Origin of the sequence: Acidovorax temperans (assembly GCF_028596105.1) — a bacterium.
Classification (GTDB): domain Bacteria; phylum Pseudomonadota; class Gammaproteobacteria; order Burkholderiales; family Burkholderiaceae_C; genus Acidovorax; species Acidovorax temperans.
Map to the genome: position 1 here is coordinate 2,890,095 of NZ_CP117193.1, position 20,254 is coordinate 2,910,348.

At 64.2% G+C, this 20,254-nt stretch carries 17 protein-coding genes; 8 read left to right on the forward strand and 9 right to left on the reverse strand.

Translation table 11 applies throughout. From position 1 onward, the window contains the following. Positions 1 to 24: 24 nt before the first annotated feature. The 3 genes from PQV96_RS13610 to PQV96_RS13620 are packed head-to-tail and all read right to left on the reverse strand — an operon-like array spanning position 25 to position 2,527. Positions 25 to 258: a hypothetical protein gene (locus PQV96_RS13610; protein ID WP_207375241.1), complete on the reverse strand. Its 234-nt coding sequence runs from the start codon at positions 256 to 258 to the stop codon at positions 25 to 27. Then, entirely contained in the window at positions 258 to 2,189 is a 1,932-nt protein-coding gene (gene feoB / locus PQV96_RS13615; protein ID WP_273623186.1) for a ferrous iron transporter B, read from the reverse strand. Before feoB ends, PQV96_RS13610 begins: the two co-directional genes overlap by 1 nt. Beyond that, on the reverse strand, positions 2,186 to 2,527 hold the full coding sequence (locus tag PQV96_RS13620; RefSeq protein WP_273623187.1) for a FeoA family protein: 342 nt from the start codon (positions 2,525 to 2,527) through the stop codon (positions 2,186 to 2,188). The genes feoB and PQV96_RS13620 overlap by 4 nt, the downstream gene beginning before the upstream one ends. Positions 2,528 to 2,842: 315 nt before the next feature. On the opposite strand from PQV96_RS13620, the gene PQV96_RS13625 reads away from it, so the two are divergent. From PQV96_RS13625 to kynA, 4 genes are all read left to right on the forward strand, one after another. Continuing rightward, entirely contained in the window at positions 2,843 to 3,889 is a 1,047-nt protein-coding gene (locus PQV96_RS13625) for a metal-dependent hydrolase (protein ID WP_273623188.1), read from the forward strand. A gap of 282 nt (positions 3,890 to 4,171) precedes the next feature. Then, positions 4,172 to 4,813 (forward strand): arylformamidase, encoded by a 642-nt coding sequence (gene kynB, locus PQV96_RS13630; protein ID WP_273623189.1) that lies wholly within the window; start codon positions 4,172 to 4,174, stop codon positions 4,811 to 4,813. 90 nt (positions 4,814 to 4,903) lie between these two features. Further along, entirely contained in the window at positions 4,904 to 6,241 is a 1,338-nt protein-coding gene (kynU, locus tag PQV96_RS13635; RefSeq protein WP_273623190.1) for a kynureninase, read from the forward strand. A gap of 18 nt (positions 6,242 to 6,259) precedes the next feature. Further along, positions 6,260 to 7,147, forward strand: a complete 888-nt coding sequence (kynA, locus tag PQV96_RS13640; RefSeq protein ID WP_273623191.1) for a tryptophan 2,3-dioxygenase — start codon at positions 6,260 to 6,262, stop codon at positions 7,145 to 7,147. Positions 7,148 to 7,275: 128 nt separating this feature from the next. Here kynA and PQV96_RS13645 read toward each other — a convergent pair whose 3' ends face one another. Continuing rightward, the gene (locus PQV96_RS13645) at positions 7,276 to 8,265 is read right to left on the reverse strand and encodes a DNAJC11 domain-containing protein (RefSeq protein WP_273623192.1); all 990 of its coding nucleotides are present in this window, start codon (positions 8,263 to 8,265) and stop codon (positions 7,276 to 7,278) included. Positions 8,266 to 8,502: 237 nt separating this feature from the next. Between PQV96_RS13645 and PQV96_RS13650 the strand changes: the two genes are divergently transcribed. Then, positions 8,503 to 9,762: an MFS transporter gene (locus tag PQV96_RS13650; protein ID WP_273623194.1), complete on the forward strand. Its 1,260-nt coding sequence runs from the start codon at positions 8,503 to 8,505 to the stop codon at positions 9,760 to 9,762. Between the two features lie 65 nt (positions 9,763 to 9,827). Here PQV96_RS13650 and PQV96_RS13655 read toward each other — a convergent pair whose 3' ends face one another. The 3 genes from PQV96_RS13655 to PQV96_RS13665 form a co-directional block, all read right to left on the reverse strand. Next, positions 9,828 to 11,066 (reverse strand): FAD-dependent monooxygenase, encoded by a 1,239-nt coding sequence (locus PQV96_RS13655; RefSeq protein WP_066698709.1) that lies wholly within the window; start codon positions 11,064 to 11,066, stop codon positions 9,828 to 9,830. Positions 11,067 to 11,156: 90 nt separating this feature from the next. Then, positions 11,157 to 14,084, reverse strand: a complete 2,928-nt coding sequence (locus tag PQV96_RS13660) for an aconitate hydratase (protein ID WP_273623196.1) — start codon at positions 14,082 to 14,084, stop codon at positions 11,157 to 11,159. 608 nt (positions 14,085 to 14,692) lie between these two features. After that, entirely contained in the window at positions 14,693 to 14,980 is a 288-nt protein-coding gene (locus tag PQV96_RS13665; protein WP_044396922.1) for an H-NS histone family protein, read from the reverse strand. A 359-nt stretch (positions 14,981 to 15,339) separates the two neighbouring features. On the opposite strand from PQV96_RS13665, the gene PQV96_RS13670 reads away from it, so the two are divergent. Continuing rightward, complete coding sequence (locus PQV96_RS13670) at positions 15,340 to 16,185, forward strand: symmetrical bis(5'-nucleosyl)-tetraphosphatase (protein WP_207374981.1); 846 nt, start codon at positions 15,340 to 15,342, stop codon at positions 16,183 to 16,185. 63 nt (positions 16,186 to 16,248) lie between these two features. Here the strand turns inward: PQV96_RS13670 and PQV96_RS13675 are convergent, their stop codons facing one another. Continuing rightward, on the reverse strand, positions 16,249 to 17,289 hold the full coding sequence (locus tag PQV96_RS13675) for an FAD:protein FMN transferase (RefSeq protein ID WP_207374982.1): 1,041 nt from the start codon (positions 17,287 to 17,289) through the stop codon (positions 16,249 to 16,251). Between the two features lie 10 nt (positions 17,290 to 17,299). Continuing rightward, positions 17,300 to 17,707, reverse strand: coding sequence for a c-type cytochrome (locus tag PQV96_RS13680; protein ID WP_066698730.1), 408 nt, complete (start codon positions 17,705 to 17,707; stop codon positions 17,300 to 17,302). Positions 17,708 to 17,925: 218 nt separating this feature from the next. On the opposite strand from PQV96_RS13680, the gene PQV96_RS22395 reads away from it, so the two are divergent. Together PQV96_RS22395 and nosZ are read left to right on the forward strand one after the other, a co-directional pair. Continuing rightward, positions 17,926 to 18,297, forward strand: coding sequence for a DUF2946 family protein (locus PQV96_RS22395; protein ID WP_353888087.1), 372 nt, complete (start codon positions 17,926 to 17,928; stop codon positions 18,295 to 18,297). 11 nt (positions 18,298 to 18,308) lie between these two features. Further along, entirely contained in the window at positions 18,309 to 20,240 is a 1,932-nt protein-coding gene (gene nosZ, locus PQV96_RS13685; RefSeq protein WP_273623197.1) for a TAT-dependent nitrous-oxide reductase, read from the forward strand. The last annotated feature ends 14 nt before the right edge of the window (positions 20,241 to 20,254 follow it).

The following is a 20,254-nucleotide window of genomic DNA, read 5'->3' on the forward strand; positions in this document are numbered from 1 at the left end:
AGGCGCAAGGGCCGCCCATTCAGATCAGAACCGCTCCTGGCGCTCTGCGGCGTGCACCGTCGCGCGGGGTGCTGCAGACGACGAACACCCGCCGCAACTGCTGCAACCGCCGCCCCCGCCACCACCACAGCCTGCGCTCTGCCCCATGGCCGGGTGCACCCGGCCCAGCTTTTTACGCAGCCCGGCGGGCAGCCAGCGCCACAGCATGTAAGCGGCGGCCAGCGCCACGATCAAACCGGTGATCCATTGTTGCCACATCACGCGCCACCTCCCAGGGCCAAAGTGATTCGGTAGGTCACAAAACTGGCGGCATACGCCAAGCCAAACAGGTAGGCCACCATCAGCAGCGGGTAGCGCCAGCTGTTCGTCTCGCGCCGCACGGCGGCGATGGTGGAGATGCACTGCGGCGCAAACACAAACCACACCAGCAGCGACAGCGCCGTGGCCAATGACCAGTTCTGCGCAATCAGCGGCGCGAGCTGGCTGGCCACTTCGTCCCCCGTGGCCGACAGCGCATACACCGTGCCCAGCGCACCCACGGCCACCTCGCGCGCCGCCATGCCGGGCACCAGGGCGATGGCGATCTGCCAGTTGAAACCGATGGGCGCCACCAGCACCTCCAGCAGGCGGCCCAACTGGCCTGCAAAACTGTAGGTGATGGCCGCCCCGGTGGCCCCTTCGGGCGGGGCGGGGTAGGTGGACAGGAACCACAGCAGCACCGTCACCGCCAGAATGATGCCGCCCACGCGCTTGATGAAAATCACCGCCCGCTCGTACAGACCATGCGCCAGGCTGCGCAGGCTGGGCCAGCGGTAAGCGGGCAATTCCATCAGCAACTGCGGGGGCCGCTGGTCAGACCGGGCCAGCTTGGCAACGCCCGCCACGGCCATGGCACTGGCAATACCGCCCCCATACAGCGCAAACAACACCAGGCCCTGCAGATTGAACAGGCCCGCCACGGTGCGCTCGGGGATGAAGGCGCCAATCAGCAGCGCATACACCGGCAAGCGGGCCGAGCAGGTCATGAGCGGCGCGATCATGATGGTGACCAGCCGATCACGCCAGTGGGTGATGGAACGCGTAGCCATCACGCCCGGCACGGCGCAGGCAAAGCTCGACAGCAGTGGAATGAACGAACGGCCCGACAGCCCCACGGTACCCATCACGCGGTCCAGCAAGAAGGCGGCACGCGGCAGGTAGCCCGAGTCTTCCAGCGCCAGGATGAACAGGAACAGTGTGAGGATTTGCGGCAGGAACACCAGCACCCCGCCCGCGCCGGCCACGATGCCGTCCACCAGCAGGCTGCGCAGCGGGCCATCGGCCATGTGCTGCTGGATGAAGGCAGATGTCCATTCCACGCCTGCGTTGATCCAGTCGGTAGGCACAGAAGCCCAGGTGAATACCGCCTGGAACATCAAAAACAACGTGGCCAGCAGCAGCAACATGCCCCACACGGGGTGCAGCACCACGGCGTCGATGCGGTCATCCACACGCAGACTGGCTGCAGGGGCCCGCACGGCCAGTTCCATCAGCCGGTGCACCTGCTGATGGGTGCGAATGACCTGGGTCTGAGCGTCCAGCGGCGAGGCATCCAGCGCCACCGCCTCCTGGGCGGCTACCACCGGGGCCTTCAGGGCCTGCGCGGCGGGCGAATCCAGCCAGGCCAGCAATTCCTGCGCGCCATCACCGCGCACACCCACCGTGGCCAGCACGGGCATCCCCAGCTCACGGGCCAACACCTCACGGTCAATCTGAATGCCCCGGCGCTCGGCCATGTCGCTCATGTTCAGCACCAGCACCATGGGCAGGCCCAAGGCCCGGGCCTCCAGCACCAGGCGCAGGTTCAGGCGCAGGTGGGTGGCATCGGTCACGCACACCAGCAAGTCGGGCAGCGGCTCGCCGGGGCGGCGGCCACGCACGATGTCACGGGTGATGGCTTCATCCAGGCTGTGCGCGTGCAGGCTGTAGGCACCGGGTAAATCCAGCACGCGCACCTTGCGGCCACTGGCCGTGTGCATCGTGCCCTCTTTACGCTCTACCGTCACACCGGCGAAATTGGCCACCTTCTGGCGCGCACCGGTCAGCAGGTTGAACAGCGCCGTCTTGCCGCAATTGGGGTTGCCCAGCAAAGCCACACGCAGGAAATCTGCCTTGGGCGACACGCCCCCAGCGTTCCGTACCGCGCTCATGACTGCCCCTGCGTCTGAACCTGCACCATCGCTGCCTCTTGGTGCCGCAGCGCAAAAGTGGCCTGCCCCACCCGCACGGCCAAGGGGTCACCCCCCCAAGCGCCCCGCGCCAGCACTTGCACGGTTTCGCCGGGCACAAAGCCAATTTCCAGCAAACGCAGCAAAGTGCTGTGCTCACGCCCATCACGCGCCGGCACCAGCCCGGTCACCAGCGCGGGCGTGCGCACTTTCAGTCCATCCAGGCCCAAAGCCGCTGACGGAGACGCCGAGGCCACGGCCAATGTGGCGGCCAACGCGCTGGGGTACAGGGCGGCGGCGCTCTCGTGCATGGTTTTCATGGGAATCAGCCTTTTCGTAAATGAGTTTGGTTCTCATTCTACAAACTGAATCCTGGCGGCTGTTGATTCAAATCAGAGTAGCCCTGATGGTCAGGAGATCGCAGGCACTTTGCACAAGGTACGGGCGCACGGGGCCACCCTGAACTCCTCCAAGCCGATTGCTGGCCCGCTGCATCCAGCCCACGCTGTTACCTGCTCAAGCTGCGCCCCTTCTCGCAGGCTGGTCATCGGCTGATCCCGCACGACAAATCCCCTCGAATGCAGGGTGCGCTTTGCGCTGCAAAAATGCGCGCACCTTCACTTCATGAGTAGCACATGGACTCCATCAGCCAGGCCGCCCTGGGCAGTGCCGTGGTGCTTGCCACCCTCGGGCGCCGCACTGCCGCATGGAAGGCAGCCCTGTGGGGTGCCGCCGCTGGCACCCTGCCCGACCTGGACGCTTTCATCGACCATGGCGACCCGCTGCTCAACATGGTGCGCCACCGGGCCGAGAGCCATGGCCTGGCACTGCTCGCGCTGGCATCGGCCCCGCTGGGCTGGCTGGCCGCGCGCTTTTCGGGTCAGCCCGACCTGTGGCGGCGCTGGTGGATGGCCATGGCGCTGGCGCTCATCACCCACCCGCTGCTCGACACCCTGACGGTGTACGGCACCCAGTTGCTGCAGCCATTCAGCAACCATCCCTTTGCCGTGGGCAGCGTTTTCATCATCGACCCGTTCTACACCTTGCCACTGCTGCTCGGGGTTCTGGTCGCCGTCATCGGGTCATCTACCAAGGGGCTGCGCTGGAATGCAGCCATGTTGGCGCTCAGCACCGCCTACCTGGGGTGGAGTGTGCTGGCACAGCAGCATGTGCGCGGCGTTCTGGAGGCTTCGTTGCGTCACAACGGAATGGCAGCCAGCCAGATGCTGGTCACGCCCGCCCCATTCAGCACCGTGCTGTGGCGTGCTGTGGCCATGGGGCCGGAGCACTACCACGAAGCGTATTACTCCTTGCTGGATGGCGCGCACCCCGTTGCCTGGACCTCACATCCGCGCGGCGCCGATCTGCGCCTGCAGCACGCAGACAACCCCCATGTGCAACGGCTGTCATGGTTCAGCCACGGGTTCATGCGCATGCAAGCGAACAGCCAGGGGCGGCTCACCATCACCGACCTGCGCATGGGGCTGGAGCCCTGCTATTCCTTCCACTTCGACATCGGCCCGGCCCACTCCCCGGCGAGCGAGACAGGCTCAGTGGTTCAGCAATGGCAGCGCCCTGATCTTTCAACGGCCTTGCCCTGGCTGTGGCGCCGCCTGACAGACCCCACGGCCGGCACCCTTTCCACCTTGCCGGGCGGCATCAGTTGCGGCACAGCGCCTTGAGGTAAGCCAGCACACAGCTGGCAGGGTGCAGACGGCCAACGCTTTCAACGCACTATCGGGAAATAAGGGGGCCAGTGGGGCGCTGGAGATCACGCCTGCCGTGGCCCGTCCACTGAACATTGCGGTGCCACCTGATCGGCGGTTCAGACCCCAACGTGACTGCGCAGGCAGCCACACCCCTGAACCCCGGTCAACCGAGTCGGGCAAACCCTGCGCCAAAAATCAGGGGGTGTTGCAAATAACCGACACCACAAAAAATCCACGCCATTACCGTCACGTCCCATGCAAAAGCTTTGGGACATTTCCCCCCCCGTTCACGCAGGTAGCCCGGTGTTTCCGGGCGATACGCCTTACAGCCAGCAGTGGTGCGCCACCATCGGCCCGGGCTGTCCGGTCAACGTCAGTGCCATCACGCTATCGCCCCACGTAGGCGCGCATGCCGATGCGCCACTGCACTATGACGCTGGCGGTGCCAGCATTGGGGCCGTGTCGCTCGATGCGTTTTTGGGCCCGTGCCGCGTCATCCATGCCATAGGCTGCGGGCCGCTGATTGAGTGGGCGCACATTGCCCACGCCATCAACCCAGCCCTTCCCACGCTGCCTGCCCGCGTGCTGGTGCGCACCTACGCCCAGGCCCCCGCGCAGTGGGACGGCCAGCTCACCGCCTATGCGCCCGCCACCATCGAACGGCTGGCGGACCTGGGCGTGCAGTTGGTGGGCATAGACACCGCCAGCATTGACCCCGCCGACAGCAAAACGCTCGACAGCCACCAGGTCATACGCCGCCGGGGCCTGCGCGTGCTGGAGAACCTGGTGTTGGACGATGTGCCCGAGGGTGACTACGAACTCATCGCCCTGCCACTCAAGCTGACCACGGCCGATGCATCCCCCGTGCGGGCGGTACTTCGCTCGCTGCCTGGTTGACCAGCGCGTCCACCAAATTTTTAAACATTTTCGGCCTCTAGCGCTTATACAGCAAGCGCCAGCAGCTATCAAAATGAAAGCAACATCAACATGACCATCACCCTGCAAGACTGCCGCACCCGCGACGCCCAAGACCCCCTGCGCTCGTTGCGCGACCACTTTGCCCTGCCCCCGGGCGTGATCTACCTGGACGGCAATTCGCTGGGTGTGCTGCCCAAGGCCGCGCCCGCCCGCATTGCCGATGTGGTGCAGCGCGAATGGGGCACCGACCTGATCAAGTCGTGGAACACCGCCCGCTGGTTTGACTTGCCCCAGCGCTTGGGCAACCAGCTCGCCCCCTTGATTGGCGCGGGCCCCGACCAGGTGGTGTGCACCGACAGCACCTCCATCAACCTCTACAAGGTGCTGAGCGCGGCGCTGAACATCGCCCGCGAAGACAGCCCCGCCCGCAAGCGCATCGTGAGCGAGCGCAGCAACTTCCCCACCGACCTCTACATTGCCGAAGGCCTGTGCAAGGAGCGCGGGCTGGAACTGGTACTGGTGGAGCCTGAAGAGATCAACGCAGCGCTGACCAGCGACGTGGCCGTGCTGATGCTGACGCACGTGAACTACCGCACCGGCGCCATGCACGACATGGCCGCCATCACCGCCGCCGCCCAGGCCCAGGGCATTTTGTGCGTGTGGGACCTGGCGCACAGCGCAGGCGCCGTGCCGGTGGACCTGCTGGGCGCGAACGCCGATTTTTCGATTGGCTGTGGCTACAAGTATTTGAACGGCGGCCCCGGCGCACCGGCCTTTGTGTGGGTGCACCCGCGCCATGCCAACCGGTGCTGGCAGCCCTTGTCGGGCTGGTGGGGTCATTCATCGCCCTTCCAGTTCACGCCCGACTACCAGCCCGCCCCCGGCATCACCCGCTACCTGTCCGGCACACAGCCCATCATCAGCCTCTCAGCCCTGCAGTGCGGGCTGGATGTATTCACCGCCGCGCAAAGCCTGGGCGGCATGGCGGCGCTGCGCACCAAGTCGCTGGCGCTCACCGACCTGTTCATCCAGCTGGTGGAAGAGCGCTGCGCGGGCTACGGCCTGGGCCTTGCCACACCGCGTGAACATGCCCAGCGGGGCTCGCAGGTGTGCCTGACGCGTGACGAAGGCGCGGGCGTGAACGGCCAGGGCAGCGGTGCCTACGCCATCGTGCAGGCGCTGATTGCACGCGGCGTGATTGGAGACTACCGCGCCGGGTCCGGCGCGGCTCCAAGTGCAGGCAAAGGCGACGGCGGCAAGGTGCACAAAGACATCCTGCGCTTTGGCTTGACGCCGCTGTACATCGGGTTTGAAGACGTGTGGAACGCGGTGGAGCACCTGCGCCAGGTGCTGGAGAGCGGCGAGTGGCAAAAGGCCGAGTTCAACCAGACCCACGCCGTGACCTGAACCGGGAAGAAAACCACCATGTGCCCTTTCTCTCAAACCCCTGCGTCCGCCAGCGAAGCACCGGGCGCTGCGCTGCCTGAATCCATCGTGCACGAGGAGCGCGCTCAGCTCGACTTCAGCAAGTCCATGAGCTACGGCGACTACCTGCAGCTCGACGCCATCCTCACCGCGCAAAAGCCCCTGTCGCCCGCGCACGACGAGATGCTTTTCATCGTGCAGCACCAGACCAGCGAGCTGTGGATGAAGCTGATGCTGCACGAGCTGCGCGCGGCAATTGCACACATTGCGCGTGATGAGTTGCCACCCGCCTTCAAGATGCTGGCGCGTGTGAGCAAGATCATGGAGCAGCTGGTGCACGCTTGGGATGTGCTGGCCACCATGACGCCGCCCGAGTACAGCGCCATGCGCCCGTACCTGGGCCAGTCCAGCGGCTTCCAGAGCTACCAGTACCGCTGCATTGAATTTTCGATGGGCAACAAGAACCGCGCCATGCTCAAGCCCCACGAGCACCGCGCCGACCTGCTGGCCCAGGTGCAGGCGGCGTACGAAGCACCGTCGCTGTACGACGAGGCCCTGCGGCTGATGGCGCGGCGCGGCATTGAGGTGCCTGCCAGCCACACCGAGCGCGACTGGACACAGCCCTACGCCGAAAGCGAAGCCGTGGAGCAAGCCTGGCTCACCGTGTACCGCAACCCTGAGCAGCATTGGGACCTGTACCAGCTGGGCGAGGAGCTGACGGACCTGGAAGACGCCTTCCGCCTGTGGCGCTTCCGCCATGTGACGACGGTGGAGCGGGTGATCGGCTTCAAACGCGGCACCGGCGGCACCGGGGGCGTGAGCTACCTGCGCAAGATGCTGGACGTGGTGCTGTTCCCCGAGATCTGGCGCCTGCGCACCAACCTGTAAGGCCAGGGCCGCTGCACAGCGGTATTCAGCCTTTCACAACAAAAAGAGCTGCCAGCGCTTTATTCACAAGCGCTGGCAGCTCTTTTTTTGATAGCAAACAAGGCACAGGGCGATGACCGCCCCAGCCATCAAGGCAGGCGCAGGTATTCCGACTCGCGCACGCTCACCTGGTATTCGCGGCCACCGATGGAGTACGTGACCCACAGCACCTTGGGCGTGCCCGGGGCGGGGTCGTAACCCGCCAGGTCATTGCCGGCACGCACCGACAGCTGATTGCCCGACACCTGGGCCCGGACGTGGTCTGTCACGTCGATCACGCGGTTGTCAGCGCCATAGGCGGCTTGCACGATGGCCAGCCCGCCGTAGCCCGCGCCGGGGCGGTCATAGCCGCCGCCCTGGTAGGCGCCGCCCTGGTTGTAGCCACCGCCGTTGCCATGCCAGCCGCCGTTCCAGCCCTCGTTACCCCAGTTGCCGCTGCGCCAGCCGGTAAAGCGCGCGCCGTCAATGGTGGAGCCTTCGGCGTATTCGAACATGCGGTTCTGGCCGTCGCGGGTGCGCACAAAAATGCGCAGCGTCTTGCTACGGCCGCGGTGCGGATCCACGCCAAAGGTGTCGTTGGTCAGCGCAATGGGGCGGTCTTCGCGTGCCAGGTCGCGCAGGCGGCGGGTCACGTCCACATGGTGTTCCTGGGTGCCGTACACCGCTTGCAGGATGCGGAACTCGCCATCGTCGCGGCCATTGCCCTGGCCGCCGCCGTACCCACCGTTTCCGCCGCGCCAGCTGGTGAACTGGCGGCCATCGACCACCGCGTCTTCGCGGTAGTTGAAGGTGCGCGTCTTGCCTCGGGCGTCGCGGGCATCAATGCGCAGTGTTTTCACGCGGCCCCGGTCCGGGTCGGTGCCAAAGGTGTCGTTGTGCACCAGAAAGGGCTGGTCGCCGCTGGCCAGCTCGCGCACGCGCTCGGTCACGTCCACATAGCGCTCGCTCGTTCCGTAGCGGGCGCTCAGGATCTGGTAGGCCCCGTCGTCACCGCCACGCTGCGCGGCCGCAGGGGCCAGCAGCCCGAAGAACAGCAGCAGCGCGGCCCAGAAGCCGTAAAAAGAGTGGCGAAATGGCATGGGGAACCTCCTTGGGTGTTGGAATCACCGCGTTCAACGCGGCTTTTTTGTGAGGATGGCTGGCAAAAACAAGCCAGTGCCCCTTTGTAACGGAAGCCGGGGCCCCGCGTTGACCGGGATGGCCCGAGCGCATTATCTGTTCGGCAAAAGTTGGTACCAAATGTTTTCGTGGCGAGGCAACCCGCCATCGGCACCCACGAGACAGGCCAGTGAAGCGGCGGGCGTTACGCTTGCGGCATGAGCCTGCCCTCCGCCAACGCCGCTGCACACCCTCAACCGTTAACTGCCCCACAAGCCTGGGCCATGCTGCTGGCACTGGTCAGCGGCTTTGCGCTGAGCCAGGCGTTTCGCACCATCACCGCCATCATGGCCACGGGGCTGCAGGCAGAGTTTGGCCTGTCGGCCCAGGCGCTGGGCGTGTTTGCCGGCACCTTCGCGTTCGCCTTCGGCACCATGCAGCTTTTCATGGGCATCGCCATCGATTTCTGGGGCATTCGGCGCACCTTGCTGGTGGCGTTTCCGATGGCGATTGCAGGGGCTGCGCTGTCTGCGGTGGCCACGGGCTACAGCATGTTGCTGCTGGGGCAGGTGCTGATTGGGGTGGGCTGTGCGCCCGCCTTTCTGGTGTGCACGGTGTTCATCGCCCGCTACTTTGCGCCGTCGCGCTTCGCCGCCGTGTCAGGCGCAGCCATGGGGGTCGGTGGGCTGGGCATGCTGTTCACCGGCACGCCGCTGGCGTGGCTGGTGGAGCAATCGTCGTGGCGCTGGGGGTTTGGGGTGCTGGCGGGCCTGGCGGCGCTGGCCTGGGCTTTGATCTTCTGGAAGGTGCGCGAGCCCCGGGCGGCCCATGCCGACACGGCCACCCATGCAACGCCCGAATCGCTGGGCCAGACGGTGCGCGGGTTCGGGGCGCTGTTCCTGCTGCCGCACACGGTGGGCATCTTGCTTCTGGCGCTGATGACCTATGCCTCGATGCTGTCGCTGCGCGGCCTGTGGCTGGGGCCTTTGCTGATTGACCGGCACGGCTACACGCTGGTCGCCAGCGGGCATGTGGCAACGGCCATGTCGCTGGTGTCGCTGTTCAGCCCCGCATTCTTCGGCCGCATGGACCCCGGCCCCGGCACGCGCCGCCGCTGGCTTACCGGCTTCACGGTGCTGATGGCGGCACTGTTTGCGGCCATGGGCGTGTGGCAACTGGCGTGGCTGGATGTGGCGGGCCCGCTGGCGGTGGGGGTGCTGTCGGGCTACATGGTGCTGCAGTATGCAGACGTGCGCTCGTCCTACCCGGCGGCCATGACGGGGCGCGCCATGTCGGTCTTCACCATGGCGCTGTTTCTGGGGGTGGCGCTGATGCAGTGGATCACCGGCGTGGCGGCATCCACCGCCAAGGCCCAGGGGGCCGAGCCCTATGCGGTGGTGATGTTCACCATTGCCGGCATGCTGGCGCTGGGCGCGGCGGCCTTTCGCTGGCTGCCTGCACCGCGCCAGCAGGTGTGATGCAGCACAAATAGGCCTCTAGCGCACGCCCCATAAGCGCCGCCAGCTATTGATTCAATAGCAATTCAGGAGCGCACAGAGTCAATGCCATCGCCGCGGTAGAGCCAGGGCACATCCAGCAGCCGCTCGCCCAGCATCTTCAGCGACAGGTTGCGCGCCCACCGCACTGGGCCGGTGGCGTGGAAGATGCGCCCATTGCGGGTAGACCGGGCCTGCACCCGCGCGTTGCGCTGCCAGCGGTTCACCGCGTAGCGGCGCAGGCGCAAGGGCACTTCCAGGTCATGCATGGACAGCGCCCGCTCCAGCTGGGCGGCATCTTCTATCGCCATGCCCGCGCCTTGCGCCAGGTAGGGGCGCATGGGGTGCGCGGCATCGCCCAGCAGCGCCACCAGGCCTTGCACCATCTCCTCGGGGCTGCGCACGGGCGGGCGGTCGCACAGCGGCCACAGGCGCCAGCCGGCACCGGCAGCTTCTACGCCATGCACGGCGTGTTGCAGCGCGGTGCAGGTGCCCTGCAGCGCAAATTCCAGGTCGCGCGCGTTGGCGTCGTGGTCCCAGGTTTCCAGGTTCTGCGGCGCGGGGCCTTGCACGATGACAACCAGGTTCTGCAACTCTCCCCGCCGCACGGGGTACTGCACCATGTGCAGCCGTGGCCCCAGCCAGGCCGTGACATGCTGCGTGCGCAGCGCCTTGGGCAGCGCGCTTTGCCGCACCAGGGCGCGGTACGCCAGGTGCCCCGTCACACGCGGGGCCTGGTAGCCCAGCAGTTGCGTGCGCGTGCAGCTCCACAAGCCATCAGCGCCAATGAGTGCATCACCCTCAATCTCTTTGCCCTGCGAGGTGCGCACCGACACCACCGTCTCGCCCCCCGGAATGACCGGGGCCGCGCGGCTGGCGTCAGTGAAGGATTCAATGGCCAGGCCCTGGTACAGCTGGGCATCGGTGTAGCGCTGCACACCCGTGTGCAGCAGGCCGTGCAGATCCGCCCGGTGAATGGTGGCGTAAGCCGCGCCGTAGCGCTGCACCGCCGTGCGCCCCAGGGGCAGCACGCCCAGCTCTGCGCCACTGAGGGCGCAGCGCACCTGCAGGCGATCAGGAAACGCTGCCACCTGCTGCAGGGCTTTTTGCAAGCCCCAGGCCTGCAGGCAGCGCACCACGTTCGGGCCCAGCTGCACGCCTGCGCCCACTTCAGAAAACTCGGCCACGCGCTCGTACATGCGCACGTCCCACCCGGCACGCGAAGCGGCCAGCGCCGCCGCCATGCCGCCAATACCGCCCCCTGCAATCAATACCTGCTTTTTCATACGTGCATTGTCGTACCTGCTGCCCGGCAAAGCGCAGCAAAGGCTAGACGCGCATCAAGGTTTGGGCAGGCGATGGACGCACTACCCTGCTCAGCCCTGCAACAACTGGCGCAGCACGAAAGGCAGAATGCCGCCCGCGCGGTAGTAGTCGACTTCGATGGGGGTGTCGATGCGCAGGGTGACGGTGACCTCCTGGCAAGTGCCGTCCGGGCGGTGCACCACCAGCTTCGCGTCACTTTGCGGCGTGAGGGCGGGGTCGGGCACCACGTCGATGATTTCGGTGCCTGTGAGGCCCAGCGACTCCCAGGAATCGCCCGCCTTGAACTGCAGCGGCAACACGCCCATGCCCACCAGATTGGAGCGGTGGATGCGCTCAAAGCTGCGCGCCACCACGGCCTTGATGCCCAGCAACTGCGTGCCCTTGGCGGCCCAGTCGCGGCTGGAGCCTGTGCCGTATTCCTCGCCCGCAAAAATCACCGTGGGCGTGCCCTGCGCCATGTAGTGCATGGCGGCGTCGAAGATGAACATCTTTTCACCCCCCAGCGGCCCCTCGCTCTGGAACACGGTCACACCGCCCTCCTCGCGTGAGCCGTCGGCGGCGGGCGGAATCATCAGGTTTTTGATTCGCACATTGGCAAAGGTGCCGCGCACCATCACATCGTGGTTGCCGCGCCGCGCGCCGTAGCTGTTGAAGTCAGCCTTCTGCACGCCGTGCTGAAGCAACCACTGCCCGGCCGGTGAAGTCTCTTTGATGGAACCTGCGGGCGAGATGTGGTCGGTGGTGATGGAGTCACCAAACAGCGCCATGATGCGCGCGCCGAGCACCGATGGGAGCTTTTGGTCTTTTTGGCCTGCAGCGCTTTCTGCATAAGCGCCAGATGCTACATCTTCAATAGCAAACTGTGCGAAGAAGGGTGGCTCTGCAATGTAGGTGCTGGCAGGCCAGGTGTAGGTGCTCCCGCTCACACCCTGGATGTTTTGCCACAGCTTGCCGGGGTCGCTGGCAACCTTGGCGTAGTTCTCGCGGAACGCCTTGCCGTTCATGGCGAACTTCATCAATGCATGCACTTCCTCGCTGCTGGGCCAGATGTCGCCCAGATAGATATCGCGCCCGCCTTTGCCCTTGCCCACGGGCTCGGTCATCAGATCCTTCAGCACCGTGCCTGCAATGGCGTAGGCCACCACCAGCGGCGGGCTGGCCAGAAAGTTGGCCTTCAGGTTGGGATGGATGCGCGCCTCGAAGTTGCGGTTGCCCGACAGCACGGCGGCGCACACCAGGTCGTTGCTGGTGATGGCGTCGTTGAGCTCGGGCGTGAGGTCGCCCGCGTTGCCAATGCAGGTGGTGCATCCATAGCCCGCCAGCGCAAAACCCAGCTTTTCCAGATAAGGCAGCAAGCCGGTTTGCGTGAGGTATTCAGTGACGACGCGCGAGCCGGGCGCGAGCGACGTCTTGATGTGGGGCTTGACCTTGAGGCCCGCTTCCACGGCCTTCTTGGCCAGCAGGCCGGCTGCCAGCATCACGCTCGGGTTGCTGGTGTTGGTGCAGCTGGTGATGGCGGCAATCAGCACATCGCCATTGCCCACGGTGATATCGCCAGGCCGTGCCGCCTGCTGCGCAGGCACCTCGGCGTGCGCCGCCGCCAGCGTGGGCCGGTTCTGCTCCATCTCTGCCACAAAGCGCGGGGCGCCCGAGGGGGCTGGCTTTTCGCGGGGTGGCGCAGCCAACGGTAGGGCTTCCTTGCCGCGCACGTGGTAGCGGGTGTGCAGCAGCTCAGCGGGGCGGTTGAACCCATTGTCGGCAATCGGTTTGCTGAACAGGCTGGAAAACTCGCTGCATACCTTGCCCAGTTCAATGCGGTCTTGCGGGCGCTTGGGGCCAGCCAGGCTGGGGGTCACGGTGCCCAGGTCCAGCTGCACGACTTGCGAGTAATCGATCTCGCCCGCAGCGGGCACACCGAACAGGCCCTGCGCCTTGAAGTAGGCCTCGAAGGCTTCGATCTCGCCCTTGGTGCGGCCGGTGCCCTTGAAGTAGTCGATGGTCTTTTCATCCACCGGGAAAAAGCCCATGGTGGCCCCGTATTCCGGCGCCATGTTGCCGATGGTGGCGCGGTCGGGCAGCGCCAGGGTGCGCGTACCTTCGCCGAAGAACTCCACAAATTTGCCCACCACCTTGTGCTGGCGCAGGATCTCAGTCACGGTGAGCACCAGGTCGGTGGCCGTCACGCCTTCGCGCAGCTGGCCTGTGAGCTCAAAGCCCACCACATCGGGCGTGAGGAAGTACACCGGCTGGCCCAGCATGGCGGCCTCGGCCTCGATGCCGCCCACACCCCAGCCCACCACGCCAATGCCGTTGATCATGGTGGTGTGGCTATCAGTGCCCACCAGCGTGTCGGGGTAGTAGACACCGTTTTTGCGCTTGTGCACGCCGCGCGCCAGATATTCGAGGTTGACCTGGTGCACGATGCCAAAGCCCGGCGGCACCACACCAAAGGTGTCAAAGGCCTGCATGCCCCATTTCATGAACTCGTAGCGCTCGCGGTTGCGCTGGAATTCGAGCTTCATGTTCAGGTCCAGCGAATTCTTCTTGCCGTAGTGGTCCACCATGATGGAGTGGTCTACCACCAGGTCCACAGGGACTAGCGGCTCAATCTTCTTGGGGTTCTTGCCCAGCCGCACGGCCGTGCTGCGCATGGCCGCCAGATCAGCCAGCAAGGGCACGCCCGTGAAATCCTGCAGCACCACCCGCGACACGACGAACGGTATTTCATCCTTGCGTTCTGCGTTCGGTGCCCATTGGGCCAATTGCTTCACATGCTCTGCCGTGACCTTGCGCCCATCGCAGTTGCGCAGCACCGACTCCAGAACAATCCGAATCGATACGGGCAGCCTTGCGATCTGCGGAAACTGCTGGGCCAGCGCAGGCAGCGAATAGAGCTTGCCTTCTTTGCCAGAAGCGATTGGGAAACTCCGCAAAGTCTCGGGAAACGCGTGGGGTACAGGCTGGGGTGAACGTGCCATGGCGAAATCCTTGGAATGAAAGGTGACGAAACCATTTTCGTCAGACCTGTACCAATACGCAAGCCGAAGGGTTATGCACCCGAAAACCTCCCAATCAAGCGCATTTAAACGGCGATGGGCTTTGGATGATCAACACACAGAGCGGTTTCTCACGCTTTGATCGGCCATGCGAGGCATGCCATAGACCAAAGCGATGACGCTCTGGCAGGTAGCCGCGTTCAACCCGGAATTAGTTTTGCTGCCTTAAAAGGGGGGGAAGCATGAGCCCCGCAGAGTTCAGGTGGCGGCAGAGTTCGTGGTTGTTCGAACGCTACTGCCTGTGACACAGCCACGCGGGTCAGATAACCCATGCACCCGCATAAAGATGTCACAAGAATCTGAAACAAGCACCCCAGTTTGCAAAATGGTTATCCAGCGGTGTCTCAGGCAGTCAGAGCGCTCTGGTGGGTGGAACTGCCGAACGTTGAATCCATTAATGCGGGGCCGTACAGGTGACGAAATGAAAGCCCTGTCTCCAACGGCTCAATATCTTTCGCATTACGAACAAAATACCAGCGCCCATAAAAAAAGCCCGCAAAAGCGGGCTTTTTTTAATGCATGGAATCCACTCAAATCGCGAACTGCTCGCGGTCTTGGTTTTGAATCCACTTGGGCGCCTTGCCACGGCCCGTCCAGGTTTCGCCTGTCGCGGGGTTGCGGTACTTGGGCGCCACCTTGGTGCCAGCGCTGGCGCTGCGGGCACGGCCAGTGGGGAATACATCTTGAGAAGTCAGACCAAATTCAGCCACCAAAGAGCGCACTTGGCTGATGGCATCACTCAGTTCGCGCCGGCGGGCTTCACTGATTTGCTGCTCCAGAGCCTCGCGTTGCTTCAATAGTTCTTTGTAGGTGGTCATGGTGTGTAATCAAAAGTAAGTAGAGCGGAATAGCCATTATATGGACAAATAACATTCTTTACGCTGGACTTGGTTATTTCGATTCAGTTCCCTGCACCTTGCCCGAGAGCAAGATATACAGCCGCATCACCACAAGGCATGGAGAACATCGGCAAGCCACTGATCGCTTGAGAATGGACAGCCCAGATTTTGCAGATCGTTTGTGGCATAACAGCATATCCCCACCTGGCATGGTCAACCAGGCCAGCCCTCTTCCCACCATCGGCCCCAGTTACTCTGCTCCAGTGCAGCGTATCCTCAGGCGATTCGGCTCGAGGAAAATCAGTTTCCTCATTCTCCCAGACCCTCATCTTCACCCCATGGCCATTTATTGCATAGGCGACATCCAAGGCTGCGACAACGCATTGCACCGACTTTTGGACACGATTGGTTTTTCTCCCAGCCGCGACACGATTTATCTGCTGGGTGATTTGGTCAACCGGGGGCCCACCTCCGCAGACGTATTGCGCCGGTGCATGCGAAATGATGGTGCCATTCAAGCCTTGCTAGGTAACCACGACCTGCATTTACTGGCGGCAGCGCACGGTGCGCGCAAGCCCTCCAAACGCGACACCCTGGCCCACGTTCTGGAAGCGCCCGACCACCCTGCCCTGCTCGATTGGCTGCGCCAGCAAAGGCTGGCGCGAACGCACACCCTGGCTGGCGAAACCTTGCTCATGGTGCATGCGGGGGTGTTGCCAAGCTGGACACTGGAGGACGTGGTGGCCTTGTCAGGCGAAGTGCAAGCGGTGCTGCGAGGAGCCCAGCTGCACGACTTTCTGCACCAGATGTACGGAAACACACCCGACCGGTGGGATGCAGCACTGCAGGGAACCGAGCGGCTGCGCGCCATCGTGAACGCCATGACGCGCCTGCGGTTTTGCTCGGTGGACGGCGTGATGGATTTTGAAAGCACCGAAAGTGCCGCGCAGGCACCTGCGGGCCTGGTGCCATGGTTTGATGTGCCGGGCAGACGCACGGCAGACACCACGATGGCCTTTGGGCACTGGTCTACGCTGGGGTTCTTGAACCGCCCCCATGTGCTGGGGCTGGACACCGGTTGCGTGTGGGGCGGCTGCCTCAGCGCAGTGCGTTTTGGAAACACGCTGGCAGAACGGGAGTTGATTCAAGTGCATTGCGAACAGGCCCAGGTGCCGGGCAACTGACCATCGCACGGTAAGACCGTGCCCTCGCAAAAATCTGCGGCAAGGGCACGTGCCTGAATCGAATCAGGCAGAGCCGAGCTGGCGCGCCATGGCGGGCGACTTCCACACCTGCCCATTGCTCTGCGCAATCAGCACCGCCAGGCCACCTTGGCGGTGCGCCAAGGCCTTGCCGGCATCAGCGCCCATCACCATGATGGAGGCGCCCAAGCCATTGACCTCAGCCACCGAAGATGCGATCAGGCTCACGCCGTGCACGCCCGTGGTGGGCCAGCCCGTGCGCGGGTTGAGCACATGGTGCTGCCGCTGCCCTTGGTGCAGGAAGTAGCGCTCATAGTCGCCCGAAGAGGCCACCACGGCGCTGCCCTGCAGCGATACAGCACCCAAGAGTTGGGAAGGCGTGCGCGGATCGCGCAGACCCACGCGCCAGGCGCGGCCTTGCATTTGCCCGCGCACCAGCACATCGCCGCCGCCATTGACCATGGCGTTGTCAATGCCATGCTCCTGCAGCACGCGCATGCCCGCTTCCAGGATGGGCAGCTTGGCAATCCCACCCAAATCCAGCGCCATGCCGCGACGCCGCAAAAACGCGGTGCCTGCGTTGGTATCCAGCACCAAATCCTGCGCACCCACCAGGCTCAATTGCCGCGCGACTTCCTCTGCCTGCGGCATCTGCTGCACACCCTCGCCAAAGTGCCAGGCCTTCAACCCGCCCACCGTGACGTCGAATGCCCCCCCGGTCACGGCATGGATGCGTTGCGCCTCGCGCAGCACCGCCATCACGGCAGGCGGCACCGCCACGGGGTGCTTGCCTGCCGCTGCGCTCACGCGGCTGACGGGGCTTTGGGGGTCGTATTTGCTCAGCAACGCCTCCAGCTCACGCATGCGTGCAAAGGCGTGCTCGGTGGCGCTGCGCAGCTGCTGGGCATCGGCCCCCTCAACCACGATGTCCACGGCCGTCCCCACCACCGGCCGCTGTGTACGCAGCACGGGAGTGGATGCCTTGGCCGTGGCAGCCCACAGTGAGCTGCCCAGCAGCGGTATGGCGAGCGCCACACGCCTGCGGCTCAGCAAGTGGGAAGAAGCGGGGGCAGATGCTTGCGGCATAACGCCTCCGTCAGATCGACTGGTCGGCCATGAAATCCACGGCGGCCTTGACTTCATCGTCGGTCAGGCTGGCGCCACCGCCACGGGCGGGCATCATGCCTTTGGCTCCGGTAAAGCCTTCAATGGCGTGCTTGTAGAGCGTGTCTTTGCCTTGGGCAATGCGTGGACCCCAATCGGCTTTGTCACCAGGCTTGGGCGCACCCGCCACGCCGGCTGCATGGCACATCGCGCAGGTCTTGCCGTACACGCTCTTGCCCACTGTGTTCTCTGGGGCAGCCGGTGCCGCAGGGGCCGCTGGGGCCGCCGCAGGTGCTGGTGCCGATGCGGCAGGCGCTTCGGCGGGCCGCTTGTCACCACAGCCTGCAAGCGTGAAGGCCAGCACGGCGGCTGCCGTGCACATCATGGAAATTTTCTTCATAGCAAACGTCCTGTCGTATTGGATAAACATTGAATGCGGTGCAGGTCCTTGTGCGTTGCACGCGGGCAGTTGCTCCAGCGCTGTCCGCCTTGGCGGTGGGCCTGCGCATCTCGTGCCACCAATGTAATTTGGCAGTGTCTTGATGGACAGGGGTACGCACCGCAAAAGCATGAGGTACATCAATATGATTCATATTATGTGAATCTATTATCGCGGCCATGTCCTTCCATTGCAAACACCGAGCGCTGCGCCTATGGGTATTGGCTTCGTTCGTGCTCGCCTTGCTGGTGGCTGGGGCATCTCCTTCCATACGACACCACACCATGGAACTGGTGTGCTCGGGCAACGGCGGCCCTGCCAAGTGGGTGGCCGCCGAGGTGACCAAAGACATCTCCACTGCGAAGGCCATGGGCATGGACTGCCCTCTGTGCCTGCCTTCCAACGTTCCGCCGCCGCACCTCACCCCCTTTGTTTCTGCCATGCCAGCGCCGTTGCATTTGGCGATCTGGCGTGCGGAGCCGCTGCATCCACTGCTTCTCAGGCACCGCCCACCCGCGCGTGCTCCCCCTTTTTTCACTGAGCCAACCTAACGAGGTAAACCATGATCGATAAGAAAGACCAGCAACTTGCATCCGGCGGCCTGGGCCGGCGCAGTTTCATCAACACCGCCGCACTGGTTGGCCTGACGGCTGGCGTTGCAGCCTGCACCGAGAAGCCCGGCACAGCGGCCGCGCCTGCAGCGCCTGCAGCGCCTGCCGCCCCCGCATCGAGCCATTCAGGTGCTGGAGCCAACGTGCACCTCAAGCCCGGCGAACTGGACACCTACTACGGCCTGTGGAGCGGTGGCCACACGGGCGACATGCGCGTGCTGGGTCTGCCATCGGGCCGAGAAATCACCCGCATCCCCTGCTTCGTACCCGACGCGCTGGTGGGCTGGGGCATCACCAATGAATCCAAGGCCGTGATGGGCACCAAGCCCGACGGCAGCCTGACGTACACGGTGGCCGATACCCACCACACCCACGCTTCGTACAAAGACGGCAACTACGACGGCCGCTACGCCTGGATCAACGACAAGATCAACAGCCGTCTGGCCCGTATCCGCCTGGACTACTTCGTCTGCGACAAGATCACCCAGCTGCCCAATGTGCAGGGCTTCCACGGCATTTTCCCGGACAAGCGCGACCCGGTCGATCCAGCGATCAACTACACCACGCGCGTGTTCTGCGGCGCCGAGTTCAGCATCCCGCTGCCCAATACCGGCTCCGAGGATCACACCAAGTACCGCTCGATGTTCACCTGCGTGGACGCCGAGACCATGGAAGTGCGCTGGCAAGTGCTGATCGACGGCAACTGCGATCTGACCGCCACCTCCTATGACGGCAAGCTGGCTGCCACCAACCAGTACAACACCGAGATGGGCGCGAAGTACGAGGACATGATGTCCGCCGAGCGCGACGCCTGCCTGTTTTTCAACATTGCTCGCATCGAAGCCGCCGTGAAGGCTGGCAAGTTCAAGACCATCGGCACCAGCAAGGTGCCCGTGGTGGACGGCACCCATGAAGCCAACAAGGACCCCAAGACGGCCCTCACCGCCTATGTGTCGGTGCCCAAGAACCCGCACGGCGTGAACGCCAGCCCCGACCAGAAGTATTTCATCTGCGCCGGCAAGCTCTCGCCCACCGCCACCGTGATCGAACTGGCCAAGGTGCTTGAATGGTTCGACGGCAAGCTGGAAAAGCTCGACTCCGCCATCGTCGCTGAGGTCGAAATCGGCCTGGGCCCGCTGCACACCGCCTTCGACGGCCGTGGCAACGCCTACACCACCTTGTTCCTGGACAGCCAGGTCGTGAAGTGGAACGTGGAAGCCGCCATCAAGTTCCACGCCGGCGACAAGAACGCCAAGTATGTGGTGGACCGCCTGGACGTGCAGTACCAGCCCGGTCACGTCAATGCCTCGCAGTCCGAAACCATCGCCGCCGACGGCAAGTTCCTGGCTGTGGGCTGCAAGTTCTCCAAGGACCGCTTCCTGCCCGCGGGCCCGCTGCACCCCGAGAACGAACAGCTCATCGACATCTCGGGCGAGAAGATGGTGCTGCTGGCCGACCACCCCGTGCGTGGCGAGCCCCATGACTTCATCATCTTCAAGCGCGATCTGGTGCGTCCAAAGCAGGTCTACACGCTCGACGAGTTCCCGCTGGCCGTGAAGGACCCGAAGGAGTCCGGCGTGTTCCGCAATGGCAAAAAGGTCACCGTGAAGATGACTTCGCAGGCCCCCGCATTCAGCCTGCGCGAGTTCAAGCTCAAGAAGGGTGACGAGGTCACGCTGATCCTGACCAACCTGGACAAGATCGAAGACCTGACGCACGGCTTTGCGATCCCGAACTACAACGTGAACTTCATCGTGAACCCGCTGGAGACCAAGTCGGTGACCTTCATCGCCGACAAGCCCGGTGTGTTCTGGTGCTACTGCACGCACTTCTGCCATGCGCTGCACCTGGAGATGCGTACTCGCATGATCGTCGAAGCTTGATTCGGAGCATCCCC

Excerpts from the sequence above, each read along its gene's own strand:
- PQV96_RS13610 (WP_207375241.1), bottom strand. The coding sequence starts at position 258 with ATGTGGCAACAATGGATCACCGGTTTGATCGTGGCGCTGGCCGCCGCT.
- feoB (WP_273623186.1), bottom strand. The coding sequence starts at position 2,189 with ATGAGCGCGGTACGGAACGCTGGGGGCGTGTCGCCCAAGGCAGATTTC.
- PQV96_RS13620 (WP_273623187.1), bottom strand. The coding sequence starts at position 2,527 with ATGAAAACCATGCACGAGAGCGCCGCCGCCCTGTACCCCAGCGCGTTG.
- PQV96_RS13625 (WP_273623188.1), top strand. The coding sequence starts at position 2,843 with ATGGACTCCATCAGCCAGGCCGCCCTGGGCAGTGCCGTGGTGCTTGCC.
- kynB (WP_273623189.1), top strand. The coding sequence starts at position 4,172 with ATGCAAAAGCTTTGGGACATTTCCCCCCCCGTTCACGCAGGTAGCCCG.
- kynU (WP_273623190.1), top strand. The coding sequence starts at position 4,904 with ATGACCATCACCCTGCAAGACTGCCGCACCCGCGACGCCCAAGACCCC.
- kynA (WP_273623191.1), top strand. The coding sequence starts at position 6,260 with ATGTGCCCTTTCTCTCAAACCCCTGCGTCCGCCAGCGAAGCACCGGGC.
- PQV96_RS13645 (WP_273623192.1), bottom strand. The coding sequence starts at position 8,265 with ATGCCATTTCGCCACTCTTTTTACGGCTTCTGGGCCGCGCTGCTGCTG.
- PQV96_RS13650 (WP_273623194.1), top strand. The coding sequence starts at position 8,503 with ATGAGCCTGCCCTCCGCCAACGCCGCTGCACACCCTCAACCGTTAACT.
- PQV96_RS13655 (WP_066698709.1), bottom strand. The coding sequence starts at position 11,066 with ATGAAAAAGCAGGTATTGATTGCAGGGGGCGGTATTGGCGGCATGGCG.
- PQV96_RS13660 (WP_273623196.1), bottom strand. The coding sequence starts at position 14,084 with ATGGCACGTTCACCCCAGCCTGTACCCCACGCGTTTCCCGAGACTTTG.
- PQV96_RS13665 (WP_044396922.1), bottom strand. The coding sequence starts at position 14,980 with ATGACCACCTACAAAGAACTATTGAAGCAACGCGAGGCTCTGGAGCAG.
- PQV96_RS13670 (WP_207374981.1), top strand. The coding sequence starts at position 15,340 with ATGGCCATTTATTGCATAGGCGACATCCAAGGCTGCGACAACGCATTG.
- PQV96_RS13675 (WP_207374982.1), bottom strand. The coding sequence starts at position 17,289 with ATGCCGCAAGCATCTGCCCCCGCTTCTTCCCACTTGCTGAGCCGCAGG.
- PQV96_RS13680 (WP_066698730.1), bottom strand. The coding sequence starts at position 17,707 with ATGAAGAAAATTTCCATGATGTGCACGGCAGCCGCCGTGCTGGCCTTC.
- PQV96_RS22395 (WP_353888087.1), top strand. The coding sequence starts at position 17,926 with ATGTCCTTCCATTGCAAACACCGAGCGCTGCGCCTATGGGTATTGGCT.
- nosZ (WP_273623197.1), top strand. The coding sequence starts at position 18,309 with ATGATCGATAAGAAAGACCAGCAACTTGCATCCGGCGGCCTGGGCCGG.